General features: G+C 38.9%; 31 protein-coding genes, 1 tRNA gene and 4 pseudogenes. 28 read left to right on the top strand and 8 right to left on the bottom strand.

Features of this window, described 5'->3' with window-relative positions; translation table 11 throughout:
• Window positions 1-88 precede the first annotated feature (88 nt).
• A complete protein-coding gene (gene rlmH / locus A4V03_RS12000) occupies window positions 89-562 on the top strand; it encodes a 23S rRNA (pseudouridine(1915)-N(3))-methyltransferase RlmH (protein WP_004314516.1) in 474 nt (157 codons plus the stop codon).
• Between the two features lie 233 nt (window positions 563-795).
• On the opposite strand, the gene queF is transcribed toward rlmH, so the two are convergent.
• The 3 genes from queF to A4V03_RS12015 all read right to left on the bottom strand — a co-directional run bounded on the left by queF (window position 796) and on the right by A4V03_RS12015 (window position 3,157).
• Window positions 796-1,251, bottom strand: a complete 456-nt coding sequence (gene queF, locus A4V03_RS12005; protein ID WP_065539060.1) for a preQ(1) synthase — start codon at window positions 1,249-1,251, stop codon at window positions 796-798.
• 557 nt (window positions 1,252-1,808) lie between these two features.
• Window positions 1,809-2,468, bottom strand: coding sequence for a 7-cyano-7-deazaguanine synthase QueC (gene queC / locus A4V03_RS12010; protein ID WP_065539061.1), 660 nt, complete (start codon window positions 2,466-2,468; stop codon window positions 1,809-1,811).
• 8 nt (window positions 2,469-2,476) lie between these two features.
• Window positions 2,477-3,157, bottom strand: coding sequence for a queuosine precursor transporter (locus A4V03_RS12015; RefSeq protein ID WP_065539062.1), 681 nt, complete (start codon window positions 3,155-3,157; stop codon window positions 2,477-2,479).
• Between the two features lie 261 nt (window positions 3,158-3,418).
• Between A4V03_RS12015 and A4V03_RS12020 the strand changes: the two genes are divergently transcribed.
• A complete protein-coding gene (locus A4V03_RS12020; RefSeq protein WP_065539063.1) occupies window positions 3,419-3,703 on the top strand; it encodes a YtxH domain-containing protein in 285 nt (94 codons plus the stop codon).
• 64 nt (window positions 3,704-3,767) lie between these two features.
• On the opposite strand, the pseudogene A4V03_RS12025 reads toward A4V03_RS12020, so the two are convergent.
• Window positions 3,768-4,116, bottom strand: a pseudogene (locus tag A4V03_RS12025) (RNA polymerase sigma factor); the annotation flags it as partial.
• 163 nt (window positions 4,117-4,279) lie between these two features.
• On the opposite strand from A4V03_RS12025, the pseudogene A4V03_RS12030 reads away from it, so the two are divergent.
• A pseudogene (locus tag A4V03_RS12030) lies at window positions 4,280-5,393 on the top strand (porin).
• A 71-nt stretch (window positions 5,394-5,464) separates the two neighbouring features.
• Here A4V03_RS12030 and A4V03_RS12035 read toward each other — a convergent pair.
• A complete protein-coding gene (locus A4V03_RS12035) occupies window positions 5,465-6,850 on the bottom strand; it encodes an OmpP1/FadL family transporter (RefSeq protein WP_065539064.1) in 1,386 nt (461 codons plus the stop codon).
• A 209-nt stretch (window positions 6,851-7,059) separates the two neighbouring features.
• Here A4V03_RS12035 and A4V03_RS12040 point away from each other — a divergent pair, with 209 nt between their 5' ends.
• The 6 genes and pseudogenes from A4V03_RS12040 to A4V03_RS12060 all read left to right on the top strand — a co-directional run bounded on the left by A4V03_RS12040 (window position 7,060) and on the right by A4V03_RS12060 (window position 11,010).
• Window positions 7,060-8,061, top strand: a complete 1,002-nt coding sequence (locus tag A4V03_RS12040) for a 2-hydroxyacid dehydrogenase (protein WP_065539065.1) — start codon at window positions 7,060-7,062, stop codon at window positions 8,059-8,061.
• Between the two features lie 52 nt (window positions 8,062-8,113).
• Window positions 8,114-8,479 (top strand): annotated as a pseudogene (locus A4V03_RS12045) (pirin family protein); the annotation flags it as partial.
• A gap of 43 nt (window positions 8,480-8,522) precedes the next feature.
• Window positions 8,523-8,612 (top strand): annotated as a pseudogene (locus A4V03_RS20795) (pyridoxamine 5'-phosphate oxidase); the annotation flags it as partial.
• A 115-nt stretch (window positions 8,613-8,727) separates the two neighbouring features.
• A complete protein-coding gene (locus tag A4V03_RS12050; protein WP_065539066.1) occupies window positions 8,728-9,459 on the top strand; it encodes an MBL fold metallo-hydrolase in 732 nt (243 codons plus the stop codon).
• Between the two features lie 13 nt (window positions 9,460-9,472).
• On the top strand, window positions 9,473-10,618 hold the full coding sequence (locus tag A4V03_RS12055) for a DUF4468 domain-containing protein (RefSeq protein WP_065539067.1): 1,146 nt from the start codon (window positions 9,473-9,475) through the stop codon (window positions 10,616-10,618).
• A 14-nt stretch (window positions 10,619-10,632) separates the two neighbouring features.
• Window positions 10,633-11,010 carry a VOC family protein gene (locus tag A4V03_RS12060; protein ID WP_004304308.1) on the top strand — a complete coding sequence of 126 codons (378 nt, stop codon included), beginning with the start codon at window positions 10,633-10,635 and terminating at the stop codon, window positions 11,008-11,010.
• A gap of 210 nt (window positions 11,011-11,220) precedes the next feature.
• Here the strand turns inward: A4V03_RS12060 and A4V03_RS12065 are convergent, their stop codons facing one another.
• A complete protein-coding gene (locus A4V03_RS12065) occupies window positions 11,221-11,574 on the bottom strand; it encodes a hypothetical protein (RefSeq protein ID WP_430623210.1) in 354 nt (117 codons plus the stop codon).
• A 124-nt stretch (window positions 11,575-11,698) separates the two neighbouring features.
• Window positions 11,699-11,884 (bottom strand): hypothetical protein, encoded by a 186-nt coding sequence (locus tag A4V03_RS12070; protein ID WP_065539069.1) that lies wholly within the window; start codon window positions 11,882-11,884, stop codon window positions 11,699-11,701.
• A gap of 95 nt (window positions 11,885-11,979) precedes the next feature.
• Here A4V03_RS12070 and A4V03_RS12075 point away from each other — a divergent pair, with 95 nt between their 5' ends.
• Window positions 11,980-12,711, top strand: coding sequence for a class I SAM-dependent methyltransferase (locus A4V03_RS12075; protein WP_065539070.1), 732 nt, complete (start codon window positions 11,980-11,982; stop codon window positions 12,709-12,711).
• Window positions 12,712-12,812: 101 nt separating this feature from the next.
• Here the strand turns inward: A4V03_RS12075 and A4V03_RS12080 are convergent, their stop codons facing one another.
• Window positions 12,813-13,415 (bottom strand): TlpA family protein disulfide reductase, encoded by a 603-nt coding sequence (locus A4V03_RS12080; RefSeq protein WP_065539071.1) that lies wholly within the window; start codon window positions 13,413-13,415, stop codon window positions 12,813-12,815.
• 94 nt (window positions 13,416-13,509) lie between these two features.
• Here A4V03_RS12080 and A4V03_RS12085 point away from each other — a divergent pair.
• The 18 genes from A4V03_RS12085 to A4V03_RS12170 all read left to right on the top strand — a co-directional run bounded on the left by A4V03_RS12085 (window position 13,510) and on the right by A4V03_RS12170 (window position 26,173).
• Window positions 13,510-13,583, top strand: a tRNA-Thr gene (locus tag A4V03_RS12085).
• A gap of 128 nt (window positions 13,584-13,711) precedes the next feature.
• Complete coding sequence (locus A4V03_RS12090; protein ID WP_065537581.1) at window positions 13,712-14,083, top strand: ISAon1 family transposase N-terminal region protein; 372 nt, start codon at window positions 13,712-13,714, stop codon at window positions 14,081-14,083.
• Window positions 14,076-15,059 carry an ISAon1 family transposase gene (locus tag A4V03_RS12095; protein WP_236588618.1) on the top strand — a complete coding sequence of 328 codons (984 nt, stop codon included), beginning with the start codon at window positions 14,076-14,078 and terminating at the stop codon, window positions 15,057-15,059. The genes A4V03_RS12090 and A4V03_RS12095 overlap by 8 nt, the downstream gene beginning before the upstream one ends.
• A 307-nt stretch (window positions 15,060-15,366) precedes the next feature.
• Entirely contained in the window at window positions 15,367-16,692 is a 1,326-nt protein-coding gene (locus tag A4V03_RS12100; RefSeq protein WP_065539073.1) for a tyrosine-type recombinase/integrase, read from the top strand.
• Between the two features lie 159 nt (window positions 16,693-16,851).
• Window positions 16,852-17,568 carry a hypothetical protein gene (locus A4V03_RS12105; protein ID WP_141243592.1) on the top strand — a complete coding sequence of 239 codons (717 nt, stop codon included), beginning with the start codon at window positions 16,852-16,854 and terminating at the stop codon, window positions 17,566-17,568.
• 219 nt (window positions 17,569-17,787) lie between these two features.
• Window positions 17,788-18,087 carry a helix-turn-helix domain-containing protein gene (locus A4V03_RS12110; RefSeq protein ID WP_065539075.1) on the top strand — a complete coding sequence of 100 codons (300 nt, stop codon included), beginning with the start codon at window positions 17,788-17,790 and terminating at the stop codon, window positions 18,085-18,087.
• Window positions 18,084-18,395 carry an AbrB family transcriptional regulator gene (locus A4V03_RS12115; RefSeq protein WP_084081147.1) on the top strand — a complete coding sequence of 104 codons (312 nt, stop codon included), beginning with the start codon at window positions 18,084-18,086 and terminating at the stop codon, window positions 18,393-18,395. Before A4V03_RS12110 ends, A4V03_RS12115 begins: the two co-directional genes overlap by 4 nt.
• Window positions 18,388-18,609: a hypothetical protein gene (locus A4V03_RS12120; RefSeq protein WP_065539076.1), complete on the top strand. Its 222-nt coding sequence runs from the start codon at window positions 18,388-18,390 to the stop codon at window positions 18,607-18,609. The genes A4V03_RS12115 and A4V03_RS12120 overlap by 8 nt, the downstream gene beginning before the upstream one ends.
• 1 nt (window position 18,610) lies before the next feature.
• Window positions 18,611-19,330, top strand: a complete 720-nt coding sequence (locus A4V03_RS12125) for a DUF6291 domain-containing protein (protein WP_065539077.1) — start codon at window positions 18,611-18,613, stop codon at window positions 19,328-19,330.
• Complete coding sequence (dnaB, locus tag A4V03_RS12130) at window positions 19,296-20,696, top strand: replicative DNA helicase (RefSeq protein WP_065539078.1); 1,401 nt, start codon at window positions 19,296-19,298, stop codon at window positions 20,694-20,696. The genes A4V03_RS12125 and dnaB overlap by 35 nt, the downstream gene beginning before the upstream one ends.
• A gap of 44 nt (window positions 20,697-20,740) precedes the next feature.
• Entirely contained in the window at window positions 20,741-21,277 is a 537-nt protein-coding gene (locus tag A4V03_RS12135) for a hypothetical protein (RefSeq protein WP_065539079.1), read from the top strand.
• Window positions 21,274-22,494 carry a DEAD/DEAH box helicase gene (locus A4V03_RS12140; protein WP_065539080.1) on the top strand — a complete coding sequence of 407 codons (1,221 nt, stop codon included), beginning with the start codon at window positions 21,274-21,276 and terminating at the stop codon, window positions 22,492-22,494. Before A4V03_RS12135 ends, A4V03_RS12140 begins: the two co-directional genes overlap by 4 nt.
• Window positions 22,475-22,717 (top strand): VRR-NUC domain-containing protein, encoded by a 243-nt coding sequence (locus A4V03_RS12145; protein ID WP_024988075.1) that lies wholly within the window; start codon window positions 22,475-22,477, stop codon window positions 22,715-22,717. Before A4V03_RS12140 ends, A4V03_RS12145 begins: the two co-directional genes overlap by 20 nt.
• Before the next feature lie 191 nt (window positions 22,718-22,908).
• Window positions 22,909-23,328: a hypothetical protein gene (locus A4V03_RS12150; RefSeq protein ID WP_065539081.1), complete on the top strand. Its 420-nt coding sequence runs from the start codon at window positions 22,909-22,911 to the stop codon at window positions 23,326-23,328.
• Between the two features lie 25 nt (window positions 23,329-23,353).
• On the top strand, window positions 23,354-23,587 hold the full coding sequence (locus tag A4V03_RS12155) for a hypothetical protein (RefSeq protein ID WP_024988073.1): 234 nt from the start codon (window positions 23,354-23,356) through the stop codon (window positions 23,585-23,587).
• A 344-nt stretch (window positions 23,588-23,931) separates the two neighbouring features.
• Window positions 23,932-24,210 (top strand): hypothetical protein, encoded by a 279-nt coding sequence (locus A4V03_RS12160; RefSeq protein WP_065539082.1) that lies wholly within the window; start codon window positions 23,932-23,934, stop codon window positions 24,208-24,210.
• 255 nt (window positions 24,211-24,465) lie between these two features.
• On the top strand, window positions 24,466-25,065 hold the full coding sequence (locus A4V03_RS12165; RefSeq protein WP_065539083.1) for a hypothetical protein: 600 nt from the start codon (window positions 24,466-24,468) through the stop codon (window positions 25,063-25,065).
• A 49-nt stretch (window positions 25,066-25,114) separates the two neighbouring features.
• The gene (locus A4V03_RS12170) at window positions 25,115-26,173 is read left to right on the top strand and encodes a helix-turn-helix domain-containing protein (protein WP_065539084.1); all 1,059 of its coding nucleotides are present in this window, start codon (window positions 25,115-25,117) and stop codon (window positions 26,171-26,173) included.
• Window positions 26,174-26,633: the final 460 nt, after the last annotated feature.

A 26,633-nucleotide genomic window follows, 5' to 3' on the forward strand; every position in this document is an offset into this window, starting at 1 on the left:
TTCAACTAATGATAGGCAAAGGTAAGCATTTATTGCAGAATAACATAAAAAATACCTATTTTTGTGCAATAATCAGAATTGTAGATGTATGAAAACAACCCTGCTCGTCGTAGGACGAACCGTAGAACAACACTATATCACTGCCATCAACGACTATATCCAGCGTACCAAACGCTATATCACTTTTGATATGGAAGTGATTCCCGAACTGAAAAACACCAAGAGTCTTTCAATGGAAGTGCAGAAAGAAAAGGAAGGAGAACTGATACTGAAAGCTCTTCAACCGGGTGACGTCGTGGTGCTGCTCGATGAACACGGAAAAGAAATGCGCTCTCTTGAGTTTGCCGAATATATGAAACGGAAAATGAATACGGTGAATAAACGGCTCGTTTTTATTATCGGAGGTCCTTATGGTTTTTCAGAAAAAGTGTATCAGGCAGCACACGAAAAGATTTCAATGTCGAAGATGACTTTTTCTCATCAAATGATTCGGCTGATATTCGTGGAGCAGATTTATCGGGCAATGACGATATTGAATGGAGGACCGTATCATCATGAATAAAGCATACTCAATATAGTGTTAAAAGGAGGCTGTCTAAAAAGTCGTCAGTAACTCTAACTCCCCTCTTTCGGGAAGGAGGAGAATGAGGATAGAACCGACTTTTTAGACAGCCTCTGAAATAATCCGATTGGGTATCCATAGTTTCAGATCCCCTCTTTCCACATACATGATGAGCTATATTCGATATTTTTAGCTAATGAGTTTTTATATCCTTACTATTACTCCCGATTCATTTATTCCCGATTCATCAAGCGATGTTCCGCCATCTGCTCGAATTTTGTTCCCGGACGACCGTAATTGGCGTATGGATAGATAGAAATACCGCCACGAGGAGTAAAGATACCTGTTACTTCAATATATTTGGGATTCATCAGTGTTATAAGATCCTTCATAATGATATTTACGCAATCCTCATGAAAAGCACCATGACTGCGGAAACTGAAAAGGTATAGTTTCAAACTTTTGCTTTCTACCATTTTTATATCAGGAATGTAGCTGATACGTATTTCAGCAAAATCCGGTTGCCCTGTGATAGGACACAGACTTGTGAATTCCGGGCAGTTAAAACGTACCCAATAGTCATTTTCAGGATGCTTATTATCAAAAGCTTCCAATACTTCAGGAGCATAATCTTGCTTATACTCGGTCTTTCTTCCTAATAAGGAAAGTTGGTCTTTTAATTCTGTCATTGTACTCGTTACCTATAGTCTCTATCCTAGATAAAAAAACACATTTCCTCTTTCACCTTTCACCGCTAGTCTCAAACGCCCTATTCATCGACGTTTCAGTGGTGAAAGACTCATTTCACAACCTATCACCAAATCTATCACCTATCATCACCAACTCTTAACCCACGGTTGCTTTATCCGCAGCTTACTTGTTACAGTTTGTTTCATTGCCTGAAACAAAGTGTTTCACACCGAGAAACCAAGTGTTTCATGCCTTGGAACTAATAGTTTCAAGTAACAGAAACTTTAGTTTCCTACTGTTGAAACTCTAGTTTCCTACCGTTGGAACTTTAGTTTCAAGCTGCTGAAACTAAACTAAGCCAATATATTCCCAGGCAGAAGCTATAATCTTCTATGAATTGAAACTTACTGGTGACAATAGATGTGACAGCAAAATATCAAGTTTTGTTGCTGTCACCACTTGCTGTCACAAAGTATTTATTTTATAATCAACCGTTTAACAACAACAATGTGACAGATGACAGCAAAAAATGCATTTTAATCTCTATGTAGAGATATTATTGATTCTTACTTTTTAAATACTTCTCCAATCCTTCCCGGCGTAACGTACAAGCCGGGCAATGTCCGCAGCCATCTCCTTGAACACCATTATAGCATGTCAAAGTCTCGGTGCGAATCAGTTCCATCACTCCCAATTTGTCGGCCAGCGCCCATGTTTCTGCTTTATCAATCCACATCAAAGGAGTATGAATCACAAACTGTTCATCCATAGCCAGATTGAGAGTCACATTGAGAGACTTGATAAACGCATCCCTACAATCGGGATAACCGCTGAAATCCGTTTGGGAAACTCCCGTTACCAAATGATTAATACCACGTTCACGGGCATATACAGCCGCAATACTCAAAAAGAACAGGTTGCGTCCCGGAACAAATGTATTGGGAACACTATCTGCCGGCTTTTCCTGATCCATCATCATGGTGGTATCGGTCAATGAATTATGCCCTAACTGTCCGATGAAGGAAACATCCATCACATCAAATTCCACTTCCGCTTTCCGGGCTATCTCCCGCGCAAGTTCCACTTCTTTCTGATGCTTCTGACCGTACAGAAAACTCAAGGCATATACTTTTTTAAAATTGCGTTTTGCCCAAAACAAGCAAGTGGTAGAATCCTGTCCGCCACTAAACACAACCAATGCTGTTTCTCTATTCATATCCTATATTAAATATCTTTGATTTTCAACACATTATAAGAGATATTGGTGTCGTAAACATCGCTACCGTCTATTTTCTTGATTGCTTTCACCACACGGATCGTTACCGGAAGGATCATCACTTCATACAAGGATTTCAATAGAATCTGAATCCCCATCATGATAAGCAGTTCTTTCCAGGCAATGGTACCTCCAAAAGCTACCGGGAAGAAAATCAACGAATCGGCAGTCTCCCCCACTACAGTCGACCAAATAGCACGGGCTGAAAAGTTACGTCCCTGACTGGCTACTTTCATTTTACTCATCACATACGCATTAAGAAACGAACCTACCAAAAAGGCCATCAGACTGGCAGCCACAATACGGGGAGCCATACCAAACACAAAATCAAAATGCTCCTCGCCTTCCCAAAAAGGAGCAGCAGGAATGGCAACAGCTATCAACCCAAGAGCGACCACAAAAAAGTTCATGGCAAAACCACTCCAAATGATAAGGCGCGCTTTCTTGAATCCCCAAACCTCGGCGATACAGTCATTTATAATATAAGAAATAGGAAAAACCAATAATCCGGCTGTCACGGTCAAACTACCGATCTGGATTACTTTCGTTTCAAGAAGATTGGCTGCAATGAGGCAAACATTAAAAAGAATACCCAGCAGCATAAAGGGTACAGATACTTTTTCTTTCATAATTCCTGTTTTTTACGTGGTGTTCTAGAATACACGACCGCTATCCACGGCATCATACGTCTTTTATTCTTTTGCGCTGCAAAGGTATAGGAAAAACAATGAAAAACAAAAAAAATTCGATATATGCTTTAAATTGACCTATACTATATAGTTACCTAACAAATATGTGGATGAACAAAAAAGAATGAAAATTCTCTAATTGAAGAATCCTTTTCAGGTAGTCATGTGTTTAAAATCCATGTTTAACTAAAAGACCAAATCATGGAACATCAATTTAAAAAAGACGTAAAAGAAGCAGCAATGCAGGCAAAAGCAAATGCCCGGCTTGCTGAACAAAGAGCTGAAGAGGCTAAAGAAAGAGGTGCCGAAGCAAGTTCACATTCGGGTGAAAGTTTGAAAAAGAAAGTACAGCATGCCGCACATGTTGCTCAGGAAAAAGCAACAGAAGCGACTAACACTGTGAAAGAAAAAGCTACAGAAGCAGCCCATACCGTACAAGAGACTGCTCAAAAAGCTAAACACAGAGTACAAGAAATGCTGGATTAACAGTAAAACATGAACCTTCCAGCCAGTTGTCGTCTATGGCTGGAAGGCTCATCTATCCATCTTAAGAATGTAATACACGATACAGTTGCTTCATATCATAAGCCAATTCAAACTTGTCACCATCTTCATCTTCAATCATGTGCTGCTGATGGATAGAATAGGTATCATCTATGATATTCATTTCACGAACTGTACGACGATAGTTATTCACAAAAATATTGCGCATAAGTGTGTACATCCATCCTTTGAGGTTCTTACTATATGCAAACTTCTGATGATTATCCAATGCCTGTAATACACAATCCTGAACCAAATCTTTGGCAGAATCACGATCTGCCGTCAATTTATACGCAAAGCGTTGTAAACGCTGATTGTATATCTAATATTCCTTGAGTAAATTCTACTTTTCCCATCACGGTATTTCTTTTATCTAATTACTATAATACAAAGATCCGCTTTTTTAGAACAAATATAAATAGCAATTCTTCCGATAAGTTTGGCTATTTTTCCTTCGGAGCTCTCAACCATTTCTTTTGTAAGTTGTTCTTTGGGCATTCACCTAAAACTTAACTTATAATGAAAACAAGCATTAAGATGGTAGCTATGCTATTGGGGATAGGAATTTTCCCCATCTGTGCCCAGGCACAAAAGAAGGTAATTATCGAAAATGAGGAACCTAATTCGATCATGTTTGTCTCACGAGACAAAGCAGGCGATGAAATCATACAGATTATGAACAACCGCCAACAGATGCGTTTTCACGATCCCAACACTCCCCACTTCCACCCTGTTCCTCAAATTGGTAGGACGTACCAAACATTTGGGAGACTTCGTAGTTTACACTGCCGGTAACTTCCGCGGTGACGGAAAAACCTTTGAACTGCAAAATGCGTATGCACAGTTTTTGGGTTTCACTATCGGATATAGCTATGGCTCATTCATGGATCTTTCAGCCCTACCTCCTACTATCGACTTTGCAGGTCCTAACGGTTCTACCTTTTACCGCACTACGCAATTAAGTTATATGTACGATAAGTTGAAAAACTGGAAGTTCGGTGCAGCTATAGAAATGCCTTCAGTAGACGGCACAACAAATAGCAATGTTTCTGTCAACACCCAACGGATGCCGGACTTTGCAGCTTCTGCACAATTCAACTGGAATAGCAATAGTCACATCAAATTGGGAGCCATCGTTCGCAGCATGACTTATTCAAGCAATATATACGATAAAGCATATTCTACCACCGGATTCGGTCTACAAGCATCTACAACTTTCAATATCACAAAAAAGTTGCAAGCTTACGGACAGTTCAATTATGGAAAAGGTATCGGTTCTTATCTGAATGATTTAAGCAATCTGAACGTGGATATCGTTCCCGATCCTGATGACGAAGGAAAAATGCAGGTTCTGCCAATGATGGGATGGTATGCGGGACTCCAATACAATATTTGCCCGAAATTCTTTGTATCCGGCACTTATAGTTTATCCAGACTTTATTCTGAAAACGGATATTCATGCGAAAACCCGGAATCTTACCGCAAAGGTCAATATCTTGCTGCTAACGCTTTTTGGAATGTAAGCAGCAATCTGCAAGTAGGCGTTGAATATTTGAGAGGATGGAGAAGCAATTACGATTCTTCAACAAGTCATGCCAACCGATTGAATATGCTGGTACAGTATTCTTTCTAAACTGGCATAATAATAAAACAAAAAAGAGGCTGTCTAAAAAGCCTCTTTTCTATATATAAAGGATTAGAAATTTAGAACTGATAGTTCACACTCACACCAAACACTTTATTAGTACGGCTGTATACATTAGTACCGAATATCCCTGTACCATTGTAATTTGGGGATTTTTTAGTATAATCTTCATAAGTAGTCCACATATAACCTACATTTAAAGCAGCTCTTTCACTCAACATCAATTTCGCACCCACACCTATTGAATAAGAATCACAAGAGAAACTAGTATCACTTTGGAAGTTGTCAGACAATCCATAATCCGTAATCTGACCACCACAACTTAAAGTCAATCGTTTAATTATGTCCCATTCGACTCCCATTAGATATTCGTTTGTTCCCTTTGTCAAATACTTCTGCTTTCCATCAGCCATTCCTGCTTTTTTGTCGTCATAGAAATGGTATTCTACAGATGCACGCAGTACAGGTAGAAATTCATAAGCAGCTGCAACTGAAAGCATGGAAGGTATATCGTTAGGAGTGTTCACACCATGCTTGAAAGGTGCCAGTGCATCCGTCTCTACAGAAGCTTCAATTTTTTTTGTATTGTTTTCTATATTAAGATTAGTCTTGAATTCATACTTAGCACCAATATTCAATTTACCCAACTTAGCATCCACACCAATAACGGGAGTGAATCCCCAACCTGTCTGATCACAGTCTAAAGCCAAATGCATCAAGTCGGCTCCTCCTAAGTCTGCTTTCATTTTAGCATCCAAAAAGCCCACATAACCACCAGTAAAATAATTCATGCGTCCTCCCGCAAAAGCAGAAAGCCAATCATTTATTTTATAGGATAACCCTAATTGTAACGCATAGATATATTGCTTGCCATCCATAGCAGTGCTAATGTCATACATACCAGGAGTAACGATAGGGCTCTTTCCACCAGAAGTTAAATGTTTTTTTAAACTTTCCTGAAAGATACCTGCCATAGCCACCGACTCAAACATTGGCAAACCGTCATCAAATGAAGCTTTACCACCTCCACCAGTAATTGCAAAGAAACCGGAAATAGTCCAATCACCTTTTTTATAAGCTGCAAATACACTCGGAATAATGGGAGCAGCAGCCTTTCCTTCATAATATTTACTATAATACTTGTCGGAAACGGTAGGAACAGGAGCGGTAGGGTTTAAATCAAGACCACTATATGTCATAAAGCTAGCATCAATATTTCTTGTTTGAAAAGCACTCTGAATACTCAAACCCATATAGAAACCATCATTCGGCAAAAAAGCCAAACCAGCAGGATTAGACAAAGCACCATCTATTTCAATTGTAGCACCACGAGATAACATACGAAGAAAAGCAGCGTGTTGATTAGTATTTGTCAGAAGACCTCCGGCAAAAGTTGGAATTGAAACGATTAACATTACAAATCCAATCAAGGAAATTTTTCTCATCTAAATCTTTTTTAAAATTATTTGGGCGCAAAGATACGACATTATTGCACACGAAAGATACGTTTGTGCATTTATTTTCATTCATCGGCCTATTTTAATTGAAAAAACAAACTGTTTCTAATGAAACAATCTATATTTACTACTGTACAGAAAGCAAACAAATCCACCTGTTCCGATGTTTAATACTATATAATTTATAGAATACTATTATGGCCTATACAATTGCATTTTTCGGCACAAAGCCTTATGACGAGTCCTCTTTCAATGACAAAAACAAAGAATTCGGATTTGAAATACGCTATTACAAAGGAAATCTGAATAAGAACAATGTACTACTGACACAAGGTGCAGATGCTGTATGCATCTTCGTAAATGATGTTGCCGATGCAGAAGTAATCCGTATCATGGCAGCTAACGGAGTAAAACTGCTGGCACTGCGATGTGCAGGTTTCAACAACGTAGATTTGGATGCAGCTGCCGCAACCGGAATTACCGTTGTACGCGTACCGGCTTATTCACCCTATGCAACTGCCGAATACACAGTGGCTCTTATGCTGTCGTTGAATCGTAAAATCCCCCGCGCCTCCTGGCGTACCAAAGACGGCAATTTCTCCTTGCATGGTCTGATGGGATTCGACATGCATGGAAAAACAGCAGGTATCATCGGCACAGGAAAAATAGCGAAAATATTAATTCATATTTTAAGAGGTCTCGGCATGAACGTGCTGGCATATGACCTCTACCCTGATTATAACTTCGCACGGGAAGAGAAGATTGTCTATACTTCACTGGACGAACTATACCACAATTCGGATATTATCTCCTTACACTGTCCGCTCACTGAAGAGACCAAATACCTGATAAACGACTACTCTATCAGCAAAATGAAAGACGGAGTAATGATTATCAATACCGGTCGCGGGCAATTGATTCATACCAATGCGCTGATTGAAGGGTTGAAAAACAAGAAAATAGGTTCCGCAGGACTGGACGTGTACGAGGAAGAAAGCGAATACTTTTATGAAGATCAATCCGATCGCATCATCGACGATGATGTACTCGCCCGTTTGCTCTCGTTCAACAATGTAATCGTCACTTCTCATCAAGCTTTTTTCACACATGAAGCAATGGAGAATATTGCTGCAACCACCCTGCAAAACATAAAAGATTTTATCAATCATAAGCCTTCATTAAATGAAGTGAAGAAATAAAACTTTTAAGTCTCTTCCTTTGTTTACCAAACATATAAACAAATAAGAGAAAGAATTCCTGCAGATCTGGATGATGCCGAAAGAACGGAACACCCGTCCCGTTTATCAGGATTTCAGCATTGCAGAATTGGAGCGTCCAAATGAACTGGCAATCATCGTATCTCCCGACGGTAGCACACCTGCTTCCCTTTTGCAAGATACCTGGTTCTCCATCGGCAAAGTAGAAGCCGGGAAGAAATTAGGTTATCACATACATCAAAGTCATGCAGGCGTCTATATCTTCCTTATTGAAGGAGAAATAGTGGTAGACGGTGAAGTTCTGAAACGCCGTGACGGCATGGGTGTTTACGATACGAACAGCGTTGAACTAGAGACATTGAAAGACTCACATATTCTATTAATAGAAGTACCTATGTGATTTCATCATTAAAAATAATAAACTAAAACTGCCAGATAATCTTATGGCGAAATTAAACATAGCAGATATCCGACAGGAATATACGAAAGGCGGGTTGCGGGAAAGTGAACTTCCCGGTGCCCCGCTTTCTATACACCTCACAACCGGACGGAGAATGGAAAATCAGTCGCCTTGCTCCTTGATTTCATCGATTTTTCTTGGCAACTCCAACTAGAATACGTAATATTGCAACTATAAAATAGTCAGCTATGACACTAGATTATATTTATCACAGCGGTTTCGCCATCGAAATGGAAGACACAACCGTTATCATCGATTACTACAAAGATTCTTCCGAAACGGAACACAACCGGGGAATCGTGCACGATTATCTCCTGCAAAGACCGGGTAAACTGTACGTATTGGCTACCCATTTCCATCCCGATCACTTTAACCGTGAGATATTGACTTGGAAAGAGCAACGCCCCGACATTCAATATATCTTCTCCAAAGATATTCTGAAGTCCCGCCGTGCCAAAGCCGAAGATGCTTTCTATATTAAAAAAGGAGAAAACTACGAAGACGACACGATCCGAATCGACGCCTTCGGATCGACAGATGTCGGCAGTTCGTTCCTTCTTCACTTACAAGATTGGAGTATCTTCCATGCCGGCGACTTGAACAACTGGCACTGGAGTGAAGAATCGACCGAAGAAGAGATACGAAAAGCCAATGGTGACTTCCTTGCAGAAGTTAAATATTTAAAAGAAAAAGTGCCTAACATCGATCTGGTGCTATTTCCAGTGGATCAGAGAATGGGAAAAGATTACATGAAAGGGGCAAAACAGTTTATCGAACAAATAAAAACTACTATATTTGTGCCCATGCACTTCAGTGAAGATTATGAAGGAGGAAATGCGCTTCGTAGTTTTGCAGAAAATGCAGGATGCCGTTTTATCAGCATCACCCGTAGGGGCGAAAGTTTTGAAATTACCAAATAAACACATTATAATTATGAATAAATTTACAATTCTGTTTCTTACCCTGTTTCTCTCGTTGCCGATGGCAATGAAAGCAGCTTCTGCAAAAGAGAAGAAAGATGACACCAGGTACCTTGCAGGAGCTGTTCCTGAAGTAGAAGGTAAAGTAGTATTTTCCAAAGAATTCCAGATTCCCGGAATGAGTCAGGCACAAATCTACGACACAATGACAAAGTGGATGGATGAGCGCCTGAAAGAGAATCAAAATATCGACAGCCGCATTGTTTTCTCCGACGAAGCAAAAGGGACAATTGCCGGTATCGGAGAAGAATGGATTGTTTTCAAATCCAGCGCCTTGTCATTAGACCGTACATTAATGAACTATCAGATAACCGTTACCTGCAAACCCGGAAACTGCCTGGTAGAGCTTGAAAAACTTCGTTTTACTTATCGTGAAACAGAAAAATATAAAGCCGAAGAATGGATTACTGATAAATATGCGCTCAATAAAACCAAGACTAAATTAATACGTGGCTTGGCTAAATGGCGTAGAAAAACCGTAGACTTCGCGGATGATCTATTTATGGATGTAGCGGTGGCTTTCGGAGCACCTGATACCCGTCCGAAAACAGAGAAAAAGAAGAAAGAAGAACAAAAACCATCCATCATTACAGCCGCAGGTCCGATTGTCATTAGTGGCGCAGATAAAAAGACTGACGTAAAAGTGACCACTGACGAACCTGCTCAAACCACTGTTCCGGCTGCCACTCTCACTCCTGCTACTCCTGCCGGCAAGGCTTCCGCTGATATGCCGGGTTATATAGAAATTGATTTGAAACAAATCCCGAGTGAAGTATATGCTTTGATGGGAAGCGGAAAATTAGTAATTAGCATCGGAAAAGATGAATTCAACATGACCAATATGACTGCAAATGCTGGTAGCGCACTTGGTTATCATTATCAATTAGGAAAAGCAGTTGCCTATTGCACACTTTCACCCGATCAAGCTTACGATGCAATAGAAAAGGCAGATAGCTATACATTAAAATTGTATGCTCCGAACCAAACAACACCTTCGGCTGTTATCGAATGTAAGAAAATACCTTCACAGACAACCCCGCAAGCCGGACAACCGCGCACATATGTTGGAGAAATCGTGAAGCTCTTAATGAAAAAATAAGGAAAATCGCAACCATGGAAATAAAAAGTAAATTTGACCATTTTAATATCAACGTCACTAATCTGGAACGGAGTATCGCTTTTTATGAAAAAGCACTCGGTTTAAAAGAACATCATCGGAAGGAAGCATCCGACGGCTCGTTCACGCTAGTCTACCTGACTGATAACGAAACAGGTTTCTTGCTGGAATTGACGTGGTTAAAAGATCATACTGCTCCATACGAACTGGGAGAAAACGAAAGCCATCTCTGCTTTCGTGTAGCCGGTGATTACGATGCAATCAGAGCTTATCACAAAGAAATGAATTGTGTATGTTTTGAGAACACTGCCATGGGGCTTTATTTCATCAATGACCCGGACGATTATTGGATTGAGATTCTTCCACAGAAGTAAGAGAGGACGTCCCCAAAAGTCCCTAAAAAGAAAAATCACCCTTGTTACAATTTGGAGTGATTCCCAAAAGCTAAACAGATTAAAAAGGGACGTTTAATACAAACAAAAAGGCAACTAATTCACTGCGAGTTAGTTGCCTTTTTTTGTATTTCTAAGCAGAGATACTCAATAAATGTCTCTAAAAATTTTCTCGGACAACCTATGCTGTTTCTAAAAAACAAAAGATAGCCCCCAAATTGCCACCCGTATAAAAAAACAACCAAGGACAAAATGGCTAATAAACAGCTTAATCATTTGCATCCTTGGCAATACAGATATATCATCTTTCTTTTTTTTATTATAAAATACGACAACCTTATCACCTATATGATACTGTTTGGGATAAAAATGAGCATAAACATACCTTTCCTCTTCATTCTTTGGAGCAGCAGGAAGAAATTGGCAATATACTTCTTTTTCTCCCTCCAATTTATACTTTATTTTGGGTATACATACATCAGTAATATTCATACCATCAGACTTTGCCTGCATCTCTATATCCACTACCTCTCCATATACTTTCATACTATACGTTGTCATTATCTTGGAATAAAACGTCCACAATAACCACATATACGTAACAAGGAAAATACCTCTCAATAGAAGTATAACAGCAACTATACAAATTATAATATTTATAACCATTCTTTTATTTTTTATGACGATTAGCTCTCTTCTTCCGGATATCTGCTTTCATCTTCGCTGCACCCGAACCATGCTGCCCACGAATGTACGTTGCTTTTTTCGCTTTCGTCTTCACTTTTTCCTCTTCTTTGGGCTTATCTTTCTTACCTTTAAAGACGATTCCACCCATGATTGCTTCTTCTATATTCATATAATCATTTATTAGTATTCAACATTTCCGACGACAAAGATAACCCTTTTCTGCGGATTTATTTATCTTTGCAGAGTTAACAATCATAACCACCAATGGCAATAACAACTCTTTCTGCAGAAAAGGACCCGATGGGAGCCGCTATTTCTGATTATTTCAACCATCACAAAGCTGGTCGTTTGCGGGTATTCTCTTCCCAATTTGAAGAAGATGAAATTCCCGTCAAAGAATTGTTCCGTAATATACAGTCTATGCCTATAATAGAGCGTACCGCCCTACAAATGGCTACAGGGCGGATATTGGATGTAGGTGCCGGAAGCGGATGCCATGCACTGGCACTTCAGGAAATGGGAAAAGAGGTGTGTGCCATTGATATTTCTCCGTTATCCGTCGAAGTGATGCAACAACGCGGAGTGAACGATCCGCGCCTCATCAACCTTTTTGACGAAACATTTACCGAAACATTCGATACGATCCTGATGCTTATGAATGGTTCCGGAATTATCGGAAGACTGAATAATATGCCCGGATTCTTCCAACGAATGAAACGCATTCTCCGTCCCGGAGGATGCATACTCATGGATTCCAGCGATTTGCGCTATCTTTTTGAAGAAGAAGACGGCAGCATAATCATCGACCTGGCAGGAGATTATTATGGAGAGATTGACTTCCAAATGCAATATAAAGATGTAAAAGGAGACACATTCGACTGGTTATATGTAGATTTTCAGACTCTTAGCTTATACGCTTCCGAATGTGGTTTCAAAGCAGAACTGGTAAAAGAAGGAAAACATTACGATTACCTTGTCAAACTTAGCATTGCTTGAGAAGCTCATTATTAGATAGTGACGCCATCACATCAGGATAGCGTCACTATTTTTATATGCTCATAAATGCTCCGTCAGAAACGCTTAATGAAGGCTTTCTTTCATTTCAGCATCTCATTAATCTTCTGTACAAGAGAAGCAAATTCTTCTTCATTATATAAACGAGTCAGTTTTACAATTCTTCCTTCCTTATCAACTAACACATTTCTTGTTATTCCGGATTCACGCAATGCATATTTCGCAAAAATATCAGCTCCCGGATCCAGTCCTAACGGATAAGTCACTCCGGTAGATTTAGCAAAAGCCAATACTTTATCAAGTGGTTCGTCACGGTCAATGCCAATTAAAGCAAAGTCTGCATTATTTTTATGCTTTAACCAAATATCCTTCTCAATAAACGGCATTTCTTTACGACAAACCCCACACCAACTTGCAGTGAACTGCAACATGACAACTTTTCCACGAAGGGAAGATAGACTCACTTGTTTACCATCTGTCAAGGTAATCGTAAAATCCGGAGCCATCTCTCCTACCCGAACAATATATCCTGTACTGTCTGCCCGAACAGATATAGCATCCGTAGCTACTTCTACACTATCTGTTGCAACTTCAACATTCGGCGTTCCTTTCTTCTGTCCGGAACAAGCACATATACCTATGGCTAGAAGCGCCATACTACATACATTCATAATTTTCATTTTCATCTAATCATTGGTAACTTTGCAAATATAAAAAAAGTATGCGATGTATTTGCATTTTTAAAAGAAATTCATACCTTTGCACCCGCAAAAGAAAAACGCCTCTTTAGCTCAGTTGGCCAGAGCACGTGATTTGTAATCTCGGGGTCGTTGGTTCGAATCCGACAAGAGGCTCTCCTATAAAAATGCTGTTTACCGATTAGGTAAAACAGCATTTTTTTATTTATACTCTTTTATTTCTTTGTTAATGAGGCTCAGTCTGAAAATTTGGGGGATTGCGTTAAAATTCTTATTTTTGCATCATGAAAACATCCTCTTCCCAAACGATTGATCCTGTTGCTTCTTTAAGCTTGTTCTTGCCTTCAGGAATCCTTGATTACTTCACCCTAGTCAATCATGTATCTCAGGATACTTGCTTTATTCTTTATTTAGAGGAGAAAGCGACTATTCCTTCCGAGTACTCTGATCTCCATCTTCACTCAAAAGGTTTCCTCCCTGAGATTGAAGTTCAGGACTTCCCTATCCGTGGTAAAGCCGTTTATTTACGTATCAAGCGTCGTCGCTGGGAAGATCCATCCACCGGGCAGACGTATAGTCGTGACTGGAGTTTGGTAGCCACCGGTACTCGCATAACCGCTGAGTTCGGTGCTTTTTTAAAAGAATTACTTGGATAATCACGCTGTTAGCTGCCAAAGTGTAGCCGAGCATTACTGCATGGATGGCAAACAGCTTCAAAGCCAATATAAGGACCACCTGAGTGACTTCCAGAATTGGGATCAGAGAGCACATGCCCAAGAGTATATCCTTTATCCAAAGAATATGGGTTATCACCTATGTATTGACGAGACGGCTTTAAGCAAGGGAGATCTTTATACCATCTTAATAAATAGAGATAAGCGAGGCAGGAAAGGTTCTATTATAGCTGTAATTCAGGGCACTAAAACCGATGATATCATTGCGGTACTTACAAAGATGCCACAGGAGCTGCGGAATCAAGTCAAAGAAATCACACTGGATATGGCAGGGAGCATGCAAAAGATTGCGAAAACGTGCTTTCCACGTGCCATGCAGGTGATTGATAGGTTTCATGTACAAAAACTTGTATATGAAGCTGTACAAGAGTTGCGCATTACATATAGATGGCAAGTGATAAAAGAGGAGAATAAAGCCATGAAAGCGGCAAAAGAGAAGGGGGAAGTATATAAAGCGGAAGAACTCGAAAACGGAGATACACTCAGGCAATTATTGGCCAGAAGCAGATATTTATTATTTAAATCACCTGATAAATGGACCAAGAGTCAGAAAATCAGGGCAGAATTACTTTTCAAGCAGTTTGAAGATATTAAGCACGTATATTACTACTCATTGGAGTTGGGAAAGATATTTTCCACAAACTATGACAAGGATGTAGCAAGAGCAAAGCTGGCACTATGGTATAATAAGATTGAAGAATATGGATACGATACATTCACAACAGTAGCAAACTCTATTGAGAACCATTACGAAAGGATTTTAAACTTCTTTGTGAACAGGAGCACAAATGCAGCTGCAGAAGCATTTAATGATAAAATCAAAGCATTTAGGGCATCATTTAGAGGAGTCGTGGATATGAGATTCTTCCTTTTTAGGCTAGCAAAGGTATATGCATAAATGGAAGTTACAAATATTAATCCCCCAAGAATTACAACTGAGCCGAGGAACATTTTAGTTATGAGCAAAAGAAAAACCCTTTCAGAAAACATCTGAAAGGGTTTCGTGAGGTTCCTGGCGAACCTCTTTTTCTTTATTTTCCTTATTTATTAGATAAAACATTATTTCCATAAACTACTGAAAAACAACAAATTATTTATCACATAAAGAAAATAGAATAAAATAAGATAAAAGTTTGTAGTACCAATGCAGTACCAAATCAAAAAGAATCTCTATCTTTGTAGTACCAACTTATAAAAGTAAAAATATGGGTGCAACATTCATTTTAAGAACTGACAAAAGCGAAGGATATGCAACCTTATACGCTCGCATACAAAACAGGATTCCAAAGATTAACATTCGAGTATCTACCGGATTAGAGGTTGATATAAAAGAGTGGAACAAATCTTTAACAGGAGCCAAAGCCCTAACAGCTTTCAGGACAGGCAAAGGAAAAGAACTTTACCTTAAACTAGATGCTATTTCATCAACGATTGACGCACTAATAAAAAATGGTGTAGCCATAACTTCCGACATGGCTAAAGAGCGTATACATGAAATAGTATATGCTGAACAGATAGCAGCCGAAAAAGAACGGGCCGAAGCTGAGGCTAAAGCTCTGGAAGAAGAACAGGCCACCAACTTCAACGGCTTCATAGCACAATTCATTCACGAATGCGAAACCGGAAAACGGAAAAAGAAAGGAGGAACCACAAATATATCTCCTGGAACAATCAAGAGCTACAAAGGCTTTCAGTCCCAGTTTAAAGCGTATCAGGAAACAAGATTAAAGGTTATTGATTTTGATGACCTGACAATAGAGTTTTATAATGACTTCCGCTCATTCCTCACAGATAAGGAATATTCCCCCAACACTATCGCCCGCATGGTGAAGATATGCAAAACGATATGTTACGCAGCCGAGCAGCTTAAACTTATGGATGCGGCAAACGTCCGGTTTGGTTTTGATGTGATCTATAAAGATGTTGATAATGTCTACTTGACTGAAGAACGAATACAGGAACTTTATGAGTACGATTTATCCAATCGTCCGGCATGGGAAAAGATAAAAGATGTGTTTGTAGTCGGCTGTCTGACCGGGCAACGAGTAAGTGATTATAAGCGCATCAATTCAAAAATGATAGTTACCCTTACCGATGGCAATAAGTACATCAAACTTAAACAGGAAAAGACCGGAAATATCGTTTATATTCCTCTTGATTATCGTGTTGCGGCTATCCTTAACAAATATAACGGTACACTACCCAAAGTCTACGACCAAAAGATAAACGACCATATCAAAGAGATTGGCGAGGCCTTAGGATGGACGGAAATAGTAGAGTTAGACGAACAACGGGGAGCGATGGAGTATACAGCAAAGAAACGTTTCTGCGACCTTCTTAAAACTCATACCTGCCGAAGAAGCTTAGCAACCAATATGTATAAAGCCGGGGCTTCATTAAGTTCTATAATGGCTATCACCGGACACAGCAGCGAACAGCAGCTAAAGACATATCTCAAACTAGATGAATCGGAAAAGAGCATGATAGCAGCTAAAGAGAATTATTTCACAAAATTAAGAATAGCCCAATAATAGATTATGGAACAATACAAAAAGCACCCGAGATTTATTCATATACTGTCAATCCCTCCATCACTTCAACAAGAATATCTTAGTTGTTGCCAATATATCTATTTAAATGTGGATAATTACGGGAAAATCCCATTGCAAAAAGTGGTTATATGGGAGATTATGAGAGTGAACATCGGAAGATATGGAATTACGGAGGAAAATTATAAAGACAGTCTTGTTATAAATGTCATCCCTGATTTGACAGAGTATGCACGAGGCTTCCTTAATGGCTATAATGAAGATTTTAAACCATTTATCAATGATACGGAAACCTTGAAAGAATATATAATCAATAAAGCTTGTAAAGGGTTTAGTAGCCTACCTAGAGTATGTACCCCAAATGGCACATACTATCCAGATAATAAGTTGTATGAAACCGGATTTTATGAAGGAGAAAGATATAAAGCTTGGGAAATAATATTGCAAACTCCTAGTGTATTTGAATCTTATTTTGCCAATGAAAAATATACAACAGGAACTACCATTAAACAAAGAATAGAAAAACAGCCTAATACATCTTATGAAATCAATGAATCTGTTATATCATACGTTTATGAAATTTTAAATAATGATGCCTTTATTCTATCAAGAGCACAGTTTAGCACATTAGTAGAAAACGCAGATTTCTCATCTATCTATGGTATAATGAGCAAAAACAAAGCAAAAATAAAATGGATGATTAGTTGCTTATCTGTTTGCATGAATGATACTTGGTATGAAAATGCAGCAAAAAGCATAAATACAACTCAACAAAAATGTAGTGGTGCTAATGTCGCTGAATATATCAAAAACAAATTGAATAAAGAGAAAATAAGGGAAATTATGAAGAAAAAATAATAGTTACGCCACAGTCGCACCACAGTTTCGCCACAGTCTTTTTTACAGTCACTTATATAACACATTGATACACAATCGTATTAGTGTGTTATTTTTTTTATTCAAAAATTAAAAATTCCCTTGTTGCGCCACAGTTGCGCCACAGTCGCCACAATATAACTTCGCATTTGAAGATAAGGACGTGCACAGCCTACCTTCATAACAGATAAAAATAAAGTTATGAAAGAATTAAATTCAACCCAACAAGCTATTATCATGAGTTTCTTTGCTCCATTCGTAGATGTGATCGTAGACAGAGTATCTGAAAGGGTCTTGTCTATAACTGCCAAGAAAGAACCAAAGTTCTACACCCGAAAGGAAACAGCTAAAATCCTTCATGTCACCTTGCCAACATTGGCGAGAATAACAAAAGACGGACTTCTTATCTCCAAACGTGTAGGTAGTAGAATCCTGTATGAAGCAGATGCTATCGACGAGGCAGTAAAAAAACAGGTCGTATTCAAATATCGGAGGGCATGACTATGAAAGAAAAGAAAAAGGCAGCCTCCACGACCGCCAATCTCCTCAACAACAGGAGCAAAGATAACAAATCATCTCGAATAATTCAACAGGTACGATCTATTTTCTTATCTGGCCGGAAAGTAACGGCAAAAGAAATTAACGCTGAAACAAATTCGAATGATGCCAGACGTGTAATCTCCACCCTCCGTAATGATGAAGGCTGGGATATTAAAGACGTTCGTCTGGACGATAGAAGAAAACTATATTGGTTAGAACCGAACAAACGGCAAATGTCTATTGATTGGAAAGGAGGTAATAATGAATAAGGATAGTATACAACTTAATAAAGAATGTCGACTTTATGAAAAAGCGTTGCGAAAACTTCCTGATAAAGATCATATAAAAGTAAGCCTTGCAGGTATTAGTTATATTACTAATGGCAAAGTACCTCACTTCCGTGGAATACGTAAAGAAGTTTTCAAAGAAATCCGCCCTATACCCGATCGGTGGAAGAGTTTGGTAACACCCAAAAGTGAATGAAATGGGAAAGAATAGTTTTTTATTATACACATCTGATTATAAGTGCATAAAAGATCTTCCTTTAGAGCAAAAAGGAGCGTTGTTAGACGCTATTTTCGAATATGCTTCAACAGGAACAATAATAGATTTGCCCCCTATTGTTAGCATGGCTTTCAATTTTTTTCGCTCCCATATTGATGATAATACCAAGAAGTGGAACGAAAAAGTAGAAAAGAGAAGAGCAGCGGGAAGACTTGGCGGATTAGCCAAGGCAGAAAACTCCAAGCAAAGCCAAGCAAACGTAGCAAATGCTAAAGATGCTAAGCAAAGCCAAGCAAACGTAGCTGTTAATGTAAATGATAATGTTAATGTAAATGATACTCTCTCTCTTACTCTCTCTCATTTGGTAGAGAGTGCGAACGAGAGTGTGAGTGAGAGCGAGAGTGTGAATGAGAGAGAAGAAGCTAATAAAGTTTTCAATCCCCAATCAATCAAAGAGCAACTACTATCAGATGAAATCTGGAAAGAATCCGTTTGTATGCAATCTACTTTAGGCGTGTCTTTCATTTCTATGCTTCCCGACCAGTTAGATAAGTTCATTGCTTATATCGTTTCAATTGGAGAGGAACAGAGTATATCAAACATATCGGATGCAAAGAGAAGGTTTACTTATTGGTGGCAGAATCACGGAAGAAAGGAGGTACAGGATGAAAACAAACAAGTATACACCGTCCCCAATTAAGGGAATGCCGAACGCACCTGAAGCAGAACAAGCCGTTATCGGTTCACTTCTTAACTTTGGCGGTGACAAAGTATTCGATGCCATATCTCCCGAACTGAATAAAGATATGTTTTATGATAACCGGTACGCTGTATTGTATGATGCTATCCAGTCGCTTTATGCAAGCAATAAACCATGTGACATCGTATCGGTATCAAACGAAGTCCGCTCAATGGGGAAGATTGAAGAAGCGCCTCCGCACTTCATAGCGGAAACCCTCAATTACGGGTTTGATTCATTTCATGCCGTCGAACATGCTTTGATGGTAAAACAGAAATATCTACAACGGAAAGCCATTGAATTATCCCATATACTCCAACAGCAAGCCTATGATGATACAGAAGATATCGGAGACGTCCTTTTCAATGCGGGGAAAGCACTGGAGCAAATGCAGCAGGATTTAATCGGGCAAAGTGAATCCCAGTCATTTAAAGACATTGCACAGTCCGCATTAAAAAACATAGAGAGGAAGATGGGATTGTATAGTAGCGGGAAACAGACAGGAATAACAACCGGACTACAAGACCTTAACGATATAAATTCCGGTTGGCACGGTGGCGAGTTGATAGTATTGGCAGCACGCCCAGCCATGGGAAAAACTGCTGTATCTCTACATTTTGGAAAGTCAGCAGCTAGACAAGGTATTCCGGTAGTCATTTTCTCTTTAGAAATGGATTCTGTCAGCCTGTATGAACGTTTCATTGCTTCAGAATCCAATGTACATCCCAGCAAATTAAGGTCCGGCAATATAAGCCAAGATGAGCTACTGCAAATAGATAAGGCAATAGGGGGAATTTTATACAGCTTACCGATAACAATAAACGATAACGCAGCTATAGGAATGAGTTACATCCGTGCAACGTGCCGTTTATACCATCGACAAAACAAATGTGGAATGGTGATAATAGACTATTTACAGTTGGTAACCGAAAGCTCAAATGGAACAAGAAACAGAGAACAGGAAATAGCCCGGATGTCCCGGGAAGCAAAGATTATCGCTAAAGAATTGAATGTACCTGTTATCCTTCTGTCACAACTCAACCGGGAAGTAGACAAGCGACAGGATAAAAAACCTATTCTTGCAGACCTTCGGGAATCGGGAGCCATTGAGCAGGATGCAGACATGGTTATATTCGTTCATCGTCCGGAATATTACGGAATCAGTGTCAAGGATTCATCCGGGCATGAGATTTACAACTATGGTGAATTGATTATAGCCAAACATCGAAACGGTTCTGTCGGAACTGTCAAATTCAAACATGACGGTTCCCTTACAAAGATATTCGACTACGATACGAAAGGTTATACAGAAAACAATCCTTTCTAATGAACATTGGTTTTATTGTCTAAGTATTTAGTAGATTGAGAAAGATGAAAACAATAATAGATCATAATCCGCACATTGCACTATCAGACCTAAAAGAGCTGTTCAGGCTTTCTGAAGGATCGGCAAGTTTTACAGCTAATGGAGTACAATACACTATCGTTTTTTCGCTAGAGAAACAAATATGCGTCTTTCTATGGGAGTATAATGGGAAGAAAAAACAGGAGAAGATAGAGTTAAGAAAAGAGCCCAGTAATTTAGGACAGGGCTATGTGTGGTATTTTGTTTGTCCATGCACAAGGCGCAAATGTCGAAAACTATTTTTAGACGGGAATATTATAGCAAGCCGGTACGCATTTAATCACGTCTATAGCATCCAAATGGAAAATAAGCAAAATATATTCTTCCGCAAGTTAGGCAAGTTGGATGATCCTCGCAAGAAGTACGGGAAACCATTATACCGGGGGAAAATAACACTCTACGGTAAAAAAATACAGAAGTACAGGAAAAGACAGCAAATCATCAATGAAAACATAGGGAAGTATATTCCTTCATTCATGTTCAAAACAAAGAAAAATATATGAAACTAAGAGAATATCAAAATAACATAGCTATCCAAGCGGCCAATAAACTAACAGCTTTCGGATGCTGTTACCTATCGATGGAATGCCGGACAGGGAAAACGCTCACGGCTTTATATGCCGCTGATAAATTCAACGTAAAAAGTGTTTTATTCATCACCAAGCTAAAAGCCATCCCCAGCGTAAAAAACGACTATATCGCATTACAACCATCTTTTAAGCTGGAAGTTGTCAATTTTGAAAGCAGCCACAAGGTGACAGGAAAGTACGACCTTGTGATAATTGATGAGGCCCATTCACTGGGAGCATATCCCAAGCCAAGCAAGCGTACACAGGAGATAAGGACCATTTGCGAAGGTTTGCCCGTGCTTTATTTGTCCGGCACACCTTCACCCGAAAGCTACTCACAGCTGTATCACCAATTCTGGGTATGCAGCAAATCACCGTGGAAAAGCTATAAAAGTTTCTATAAATGGGCGAAAGAGTACGTATACACACGGCAGAAGAGAGTAAACGGGTATCTCATAAACGACTACTCATGCACCAACAAACCAAAGATAGACAATGATATTAGAAACCTGTTTATCTCTTACTCCCAGGAACAGGCGGGATTTGAGGTGAATATCAACGAGCACATATTGCAGGTACAGTTGGAAGACAGGACCGGAGAATATATCAGGAGATTACAAAACGATTTGGTTGTAGACATCAACGGCTATACTGTTCTAGGAGATTCACCGGCAAAGCTTTTGACTAAATTACATCAACTATCTTCCGGGAGTGTAATTTCCGAGAATGGCGAGCATTTGATATTTGACAGCAGTAAGGCGGATTTTGTGAAGGGCTATTTTAAAGACCGAAAAATTGCATTGTTTTACGTGTACCAGTCCGAAGCGGAGTTATTACAGTCTGTTTTCCCGAACTGGACGGACAGCCCGGAAGAGTTTCAAGCCTCATCAAATAAAGTCTTTATATCGCAAGTTCGCCGAGCACGTGAAGGTGTGAGACTTGATACAGCAGATGCTTTGATTTTCTTTAATCTCGAATTTAGTTATCTATCATACGAGCAAGGCAAGAACCGCCTAGTTTCAAAAGAGCGCACCAGCCCGGCAGATGTTTACTTTCTTTGCTCTGACTGCGGGATTGAAAACAAGATATTGGAAGCGGTACACGGAAAGCAAGACTTTACACTTTCGTACTATGGCAGAACTAGAAAGTAAAATACAGGCTCGCATCATCAAACGGTTAGAGGCAGAAGGTTATTATGTGGTTAAATTGATTCTGACGAATAAACCGGGTATTCCTGACCTGCTATGCCTAAAGAACGGGAAAGCATCGTTTATCGAAGTGAAAAGGCCGGAAGAAAAGCCCAGACCTTTACAAGAATACCGGATGAATGAATTAAGAAACCTAGGTTTTGAATGTAAAGTAAGAAGAGAGTGAACTACCGAAATTTGACAGATAAAATATATTCAGTCCAAATGAAGCGATTTAAGCCTTTTTCTTTTGCGGAATAATAAGATATCCGTCTTTGCGGAGAAAGTCGTTTAAACGCAAACAGAATACCAAATAAAGGCAATTAATAGAGCATTGCTCAGCTAAATAAATTATTAACCAATTTAATTTTTAAAATCATGAAACAGAATGTATTTTTTGGAGTAAGAAAAGACAGTGAAAAACATCTTTATGTGAGAAGAGGTGATAACAACGAGGTCCTTATCACTAAAACAGTAAACGGGGAATCCATAACAGAAGAGAACACCGTACACCTAAATGCGGAAGAAGCCCGTAAACTGGGGATTCAGTTGCTAAAGTTAGGTAGTGAAGAACTGCCAAAATCAGGAATAGACCTTAAAGCCGAATCTTTCGTAGACAAAATCACGGTATACGGAGGAATAAACCCGGACGAAACACCGGCCAACCTCGCAGTTATCACCATTAATGAAAGCGATGAGGCCAGACAAGCAAGGGAAGATAGCGGAGAGGAACCCGGCTTTTCCATTGAAGGGGAAGAACTGGAAAAACTCATTTCCGCACTGGCAAAGATTGTATGATTACTAACAAAATCAGGACCAGGCAATGAACATTAAAAATTACAGAGTAGAAGATGTAGGTATAGGATTAGGGCTTTGTACCGATAAAGATTTTATTCCTGTTTCATACGCTGAAGGGGAAGAGCTAGCAAAACACCTACGTCGTACTATCCCGCTAAAGACTAAGACAATTATGTATGAACACCCGGATGCGGGATTGATTGAGATTCTTCGGGAAGATGCTATAAAAATGCTGAAAACATTAGATAGCATCTCCTGACACTAAGATTGTATAACCAATACCGGGCAGGGATGCTTTATTGATTCCCTGCCCGGCTTTACTTAAGTAGTAAACAATAGTAAAACGGACGTTTTAAAGCAAACCATTTGCCACTGTCGGGTATAATGTTTAATTTTGAACAAATCTAAATAAAGAGCGTATGAAGCTATACGCAACCGTTACCAGTCGTTCGGGGTTTCCACTTTTGGAACCCCTTTTTTACGCCCTATACAGGCTTTTTTATTGAGAATATAGTCAAGGATAGTTCAAAGGAAAATCTACATACGCAAAACTCGGCAGGTTAAATATGCCTTCTCGCTCCTCATTCTCGGGGAACGGCCAAGATGAAACGCATTCGTCCTGGCCCTATTAATACCGCCCAAAATGGCGTTATTACCTTTGCCTTTTTGGGCAAGCAAGTTCCGGTAAGCTTATATTCATTTGCTGGTCTGCCGTTTTTTAGGTTTTTCGCCAAAATTGTTGAAAACTTGATAGTCATACTTTTTGCCATTTTAGGCAATAACTTGGTTATTCATAGAATTATGAAAAACAGGACCTTTGCAATTTCGCAAAGCTGCGCAGCAAGTTTTAAGGCAAAAATGCGGAAAACTAACATCGGTTGAAAATGAAATTCACCCCATCCGCAGTTGATCTAAATAAATTTATCTCATTAAAGAACAGAAATGAGGTTACCCGAACCTCTAAACTTTGGTAATCATTCTTTGACTTATTGGAGGTACTACTAAACAAAATACAAAAAAACGTCTATTCTATATACAGAAATTCAATGAAATTATATATCTTTGCGGCAAACAAAAGGTCTTTACTGCAATAAAGACCAATTGCAAGTGGCGCACCACTTAAATAAATTCATTTTTATGACTGCAAAAATAGAAAATAAAATCGAAAAAAGAAAGCGAATAAGCAAAGAAGAGGCTCTTTCGCTACTTGATGAGTATCATCAAGATTTGTTCCAGGCCTATTGGGACGGCATTGACAAATACAATATTGAAATAAATCAGACTATTCCTGAAGCGAGAGTACGACTAAACTCGGTATTGCTTAATGCTAAATTGACGGAAAGTTTCATTCTGCATTTTCCTGACAGATGGAGTGCTGGGAAATATGGTAGAATCATATTTCGTTGGGAAGGTTTATCAATGCTAATAAAGAAGCTAAATAAGAATGGGAAACCTTCTTATATACCAACTTTGCTATCCGAATCAATTGTCAGCCAATTGCAGCAGCCTTTGTTTGAAGATGATTCTTTCAAAGAGGATGCAATTTTGATATTCGGATACACCAAAGATAAAGATGGGCAAATAGTAAACCCTAGAATTGTTTATTATGATAATGCGCCAATATGGATTATTGACAAAAATGACATAATAAGCAAGCCTGCTTCTCATGGGACTCTTGCTGACAGTGTGGATGTCAAACTCAAGGAGCAAAAAGACGAGAAAAAGAAAGCGGAGTAGCAAACAAGGAGCGCCACTTGTTTGTTAATTTATAAATATAATTTAGATCATGAGAAATTTGCAACTGGCTTTTGCACGCCAATATAGAAGATTTACACAAACTGGTCTTGCCGCAAAGGTTCCCGGTTTATCACAGTCCAACTTATCTAATTATGAAAAAGGACTTGGAACGCTATCTGACGATCTTCTTGAGCGGATTATGTCCGTTCTGAATTTTCCTTTTGGTTTTCTTGATTTAAAGATTGTAAATAATGTGGACTGCAAGCACTATCGAAAAAAAGCAAGTGTAAAGGCTCAAGATAGGGATAAAATAGACCGGTTTATTTCACTTTCAGCATATTGCTTTGATTGGATGGCTGAATTTGTTGATTTCCCAGATTTTAAATTTAAATATATCGATGTTGATTCTGGAACGACTCCCGAAGAAATAGCTTTGTATGTGCGTAGACAGTTTTCTCTTGGCATTGCACCAATAGAAAATATATGTAATTTCTTGGAAAGAAATGGTATACCCATATTTTTCTGGGATTGCGAATGTGACGAATTCGATGGTGTTTCTTTGATAACTGACAGAGGGAATCATCTTATTATTCTTAATAAGAATATGAGTAATGATAGAAAAAGGTTTAGCTTGGCTCATGAACTTGGACATATAATTATGCATCAATGTTATGACTTTTTTATACCAGAAGTCCGTAATAAGGAAAAAGAAGCAAATCGTTTTGCTGCAGAGTTTATTATGCCTTCGCAAGGCATAAAAGGTTCACTTATGAATATAAAATTCAGTAATCTTCCTACTCTTAAAGCATATTGGCTAACATCTATGGCTTCAATCATATATAGGGCTAAAACCTTAGGGCAAATAGACGATGTCAAGTATATTATGCTTCGGAATGAACTGAGTCGTAGAGCATGGCTAAAGACTGAACCTTATGACGTGTTTCTTGATGAACCAATTGTTATAAAAAAAGCATATAGCCTAATCACCGAAAGCGTTGGATATGAAAACGAACAAATATCAAGACTCTGTAAAATACCATTGGATGTTGTAGAGGAGGTGTTTAATTTCCAATCGAAAATTATTTCATTAAAATTGAAAGTGTCATAGTTGACGGATATCATAAAAAAGCGGTACTTCCTAAAGTCACCGTTTTTTTGTGTCTGAGCGGATAAAGTTTAGGCACTTTTTATTTAACTAATAAATAGATAATCAGAATAATATAAAAGGCGATTATTCCCACCTTTAAATATGGCTTGAGCACACATTTTAAATACCCGGAATTTCGCCTATTTGCTTACAACTTATTGAATTTCAGGCTTCATAATTTGTTAAATCTGAAAATCAGTAAGTTAGATAAAGGGGCGTTATTTTGCCGACGCCCCAAACCGAATGGGGGCATAGTTTAACTAATACCCTTTGCGCTGGGGTACATCGATCGAAAATTTGATTGACGTAAAAAATGTGTGAAGTCAGGGAAAAATTTCCCTCACCTACTTAAACTACCTGTCCGTTTAGTGGATATCATCGGCTAAAACAAAATGTTTCGCTCTGACGGGTTTTCGTCTAT

The sequence above is a fragment of the Bacteroides caecimuris genome (assembly GCF_001688725.2).
GTDB classification, from domain to species: domain Bacteria; phylum Bacteroidota; class Bacteroidia; order Bacteroidales; family Bacteroidaceae; genus Bacteroides; species Bacteroides caecimuris.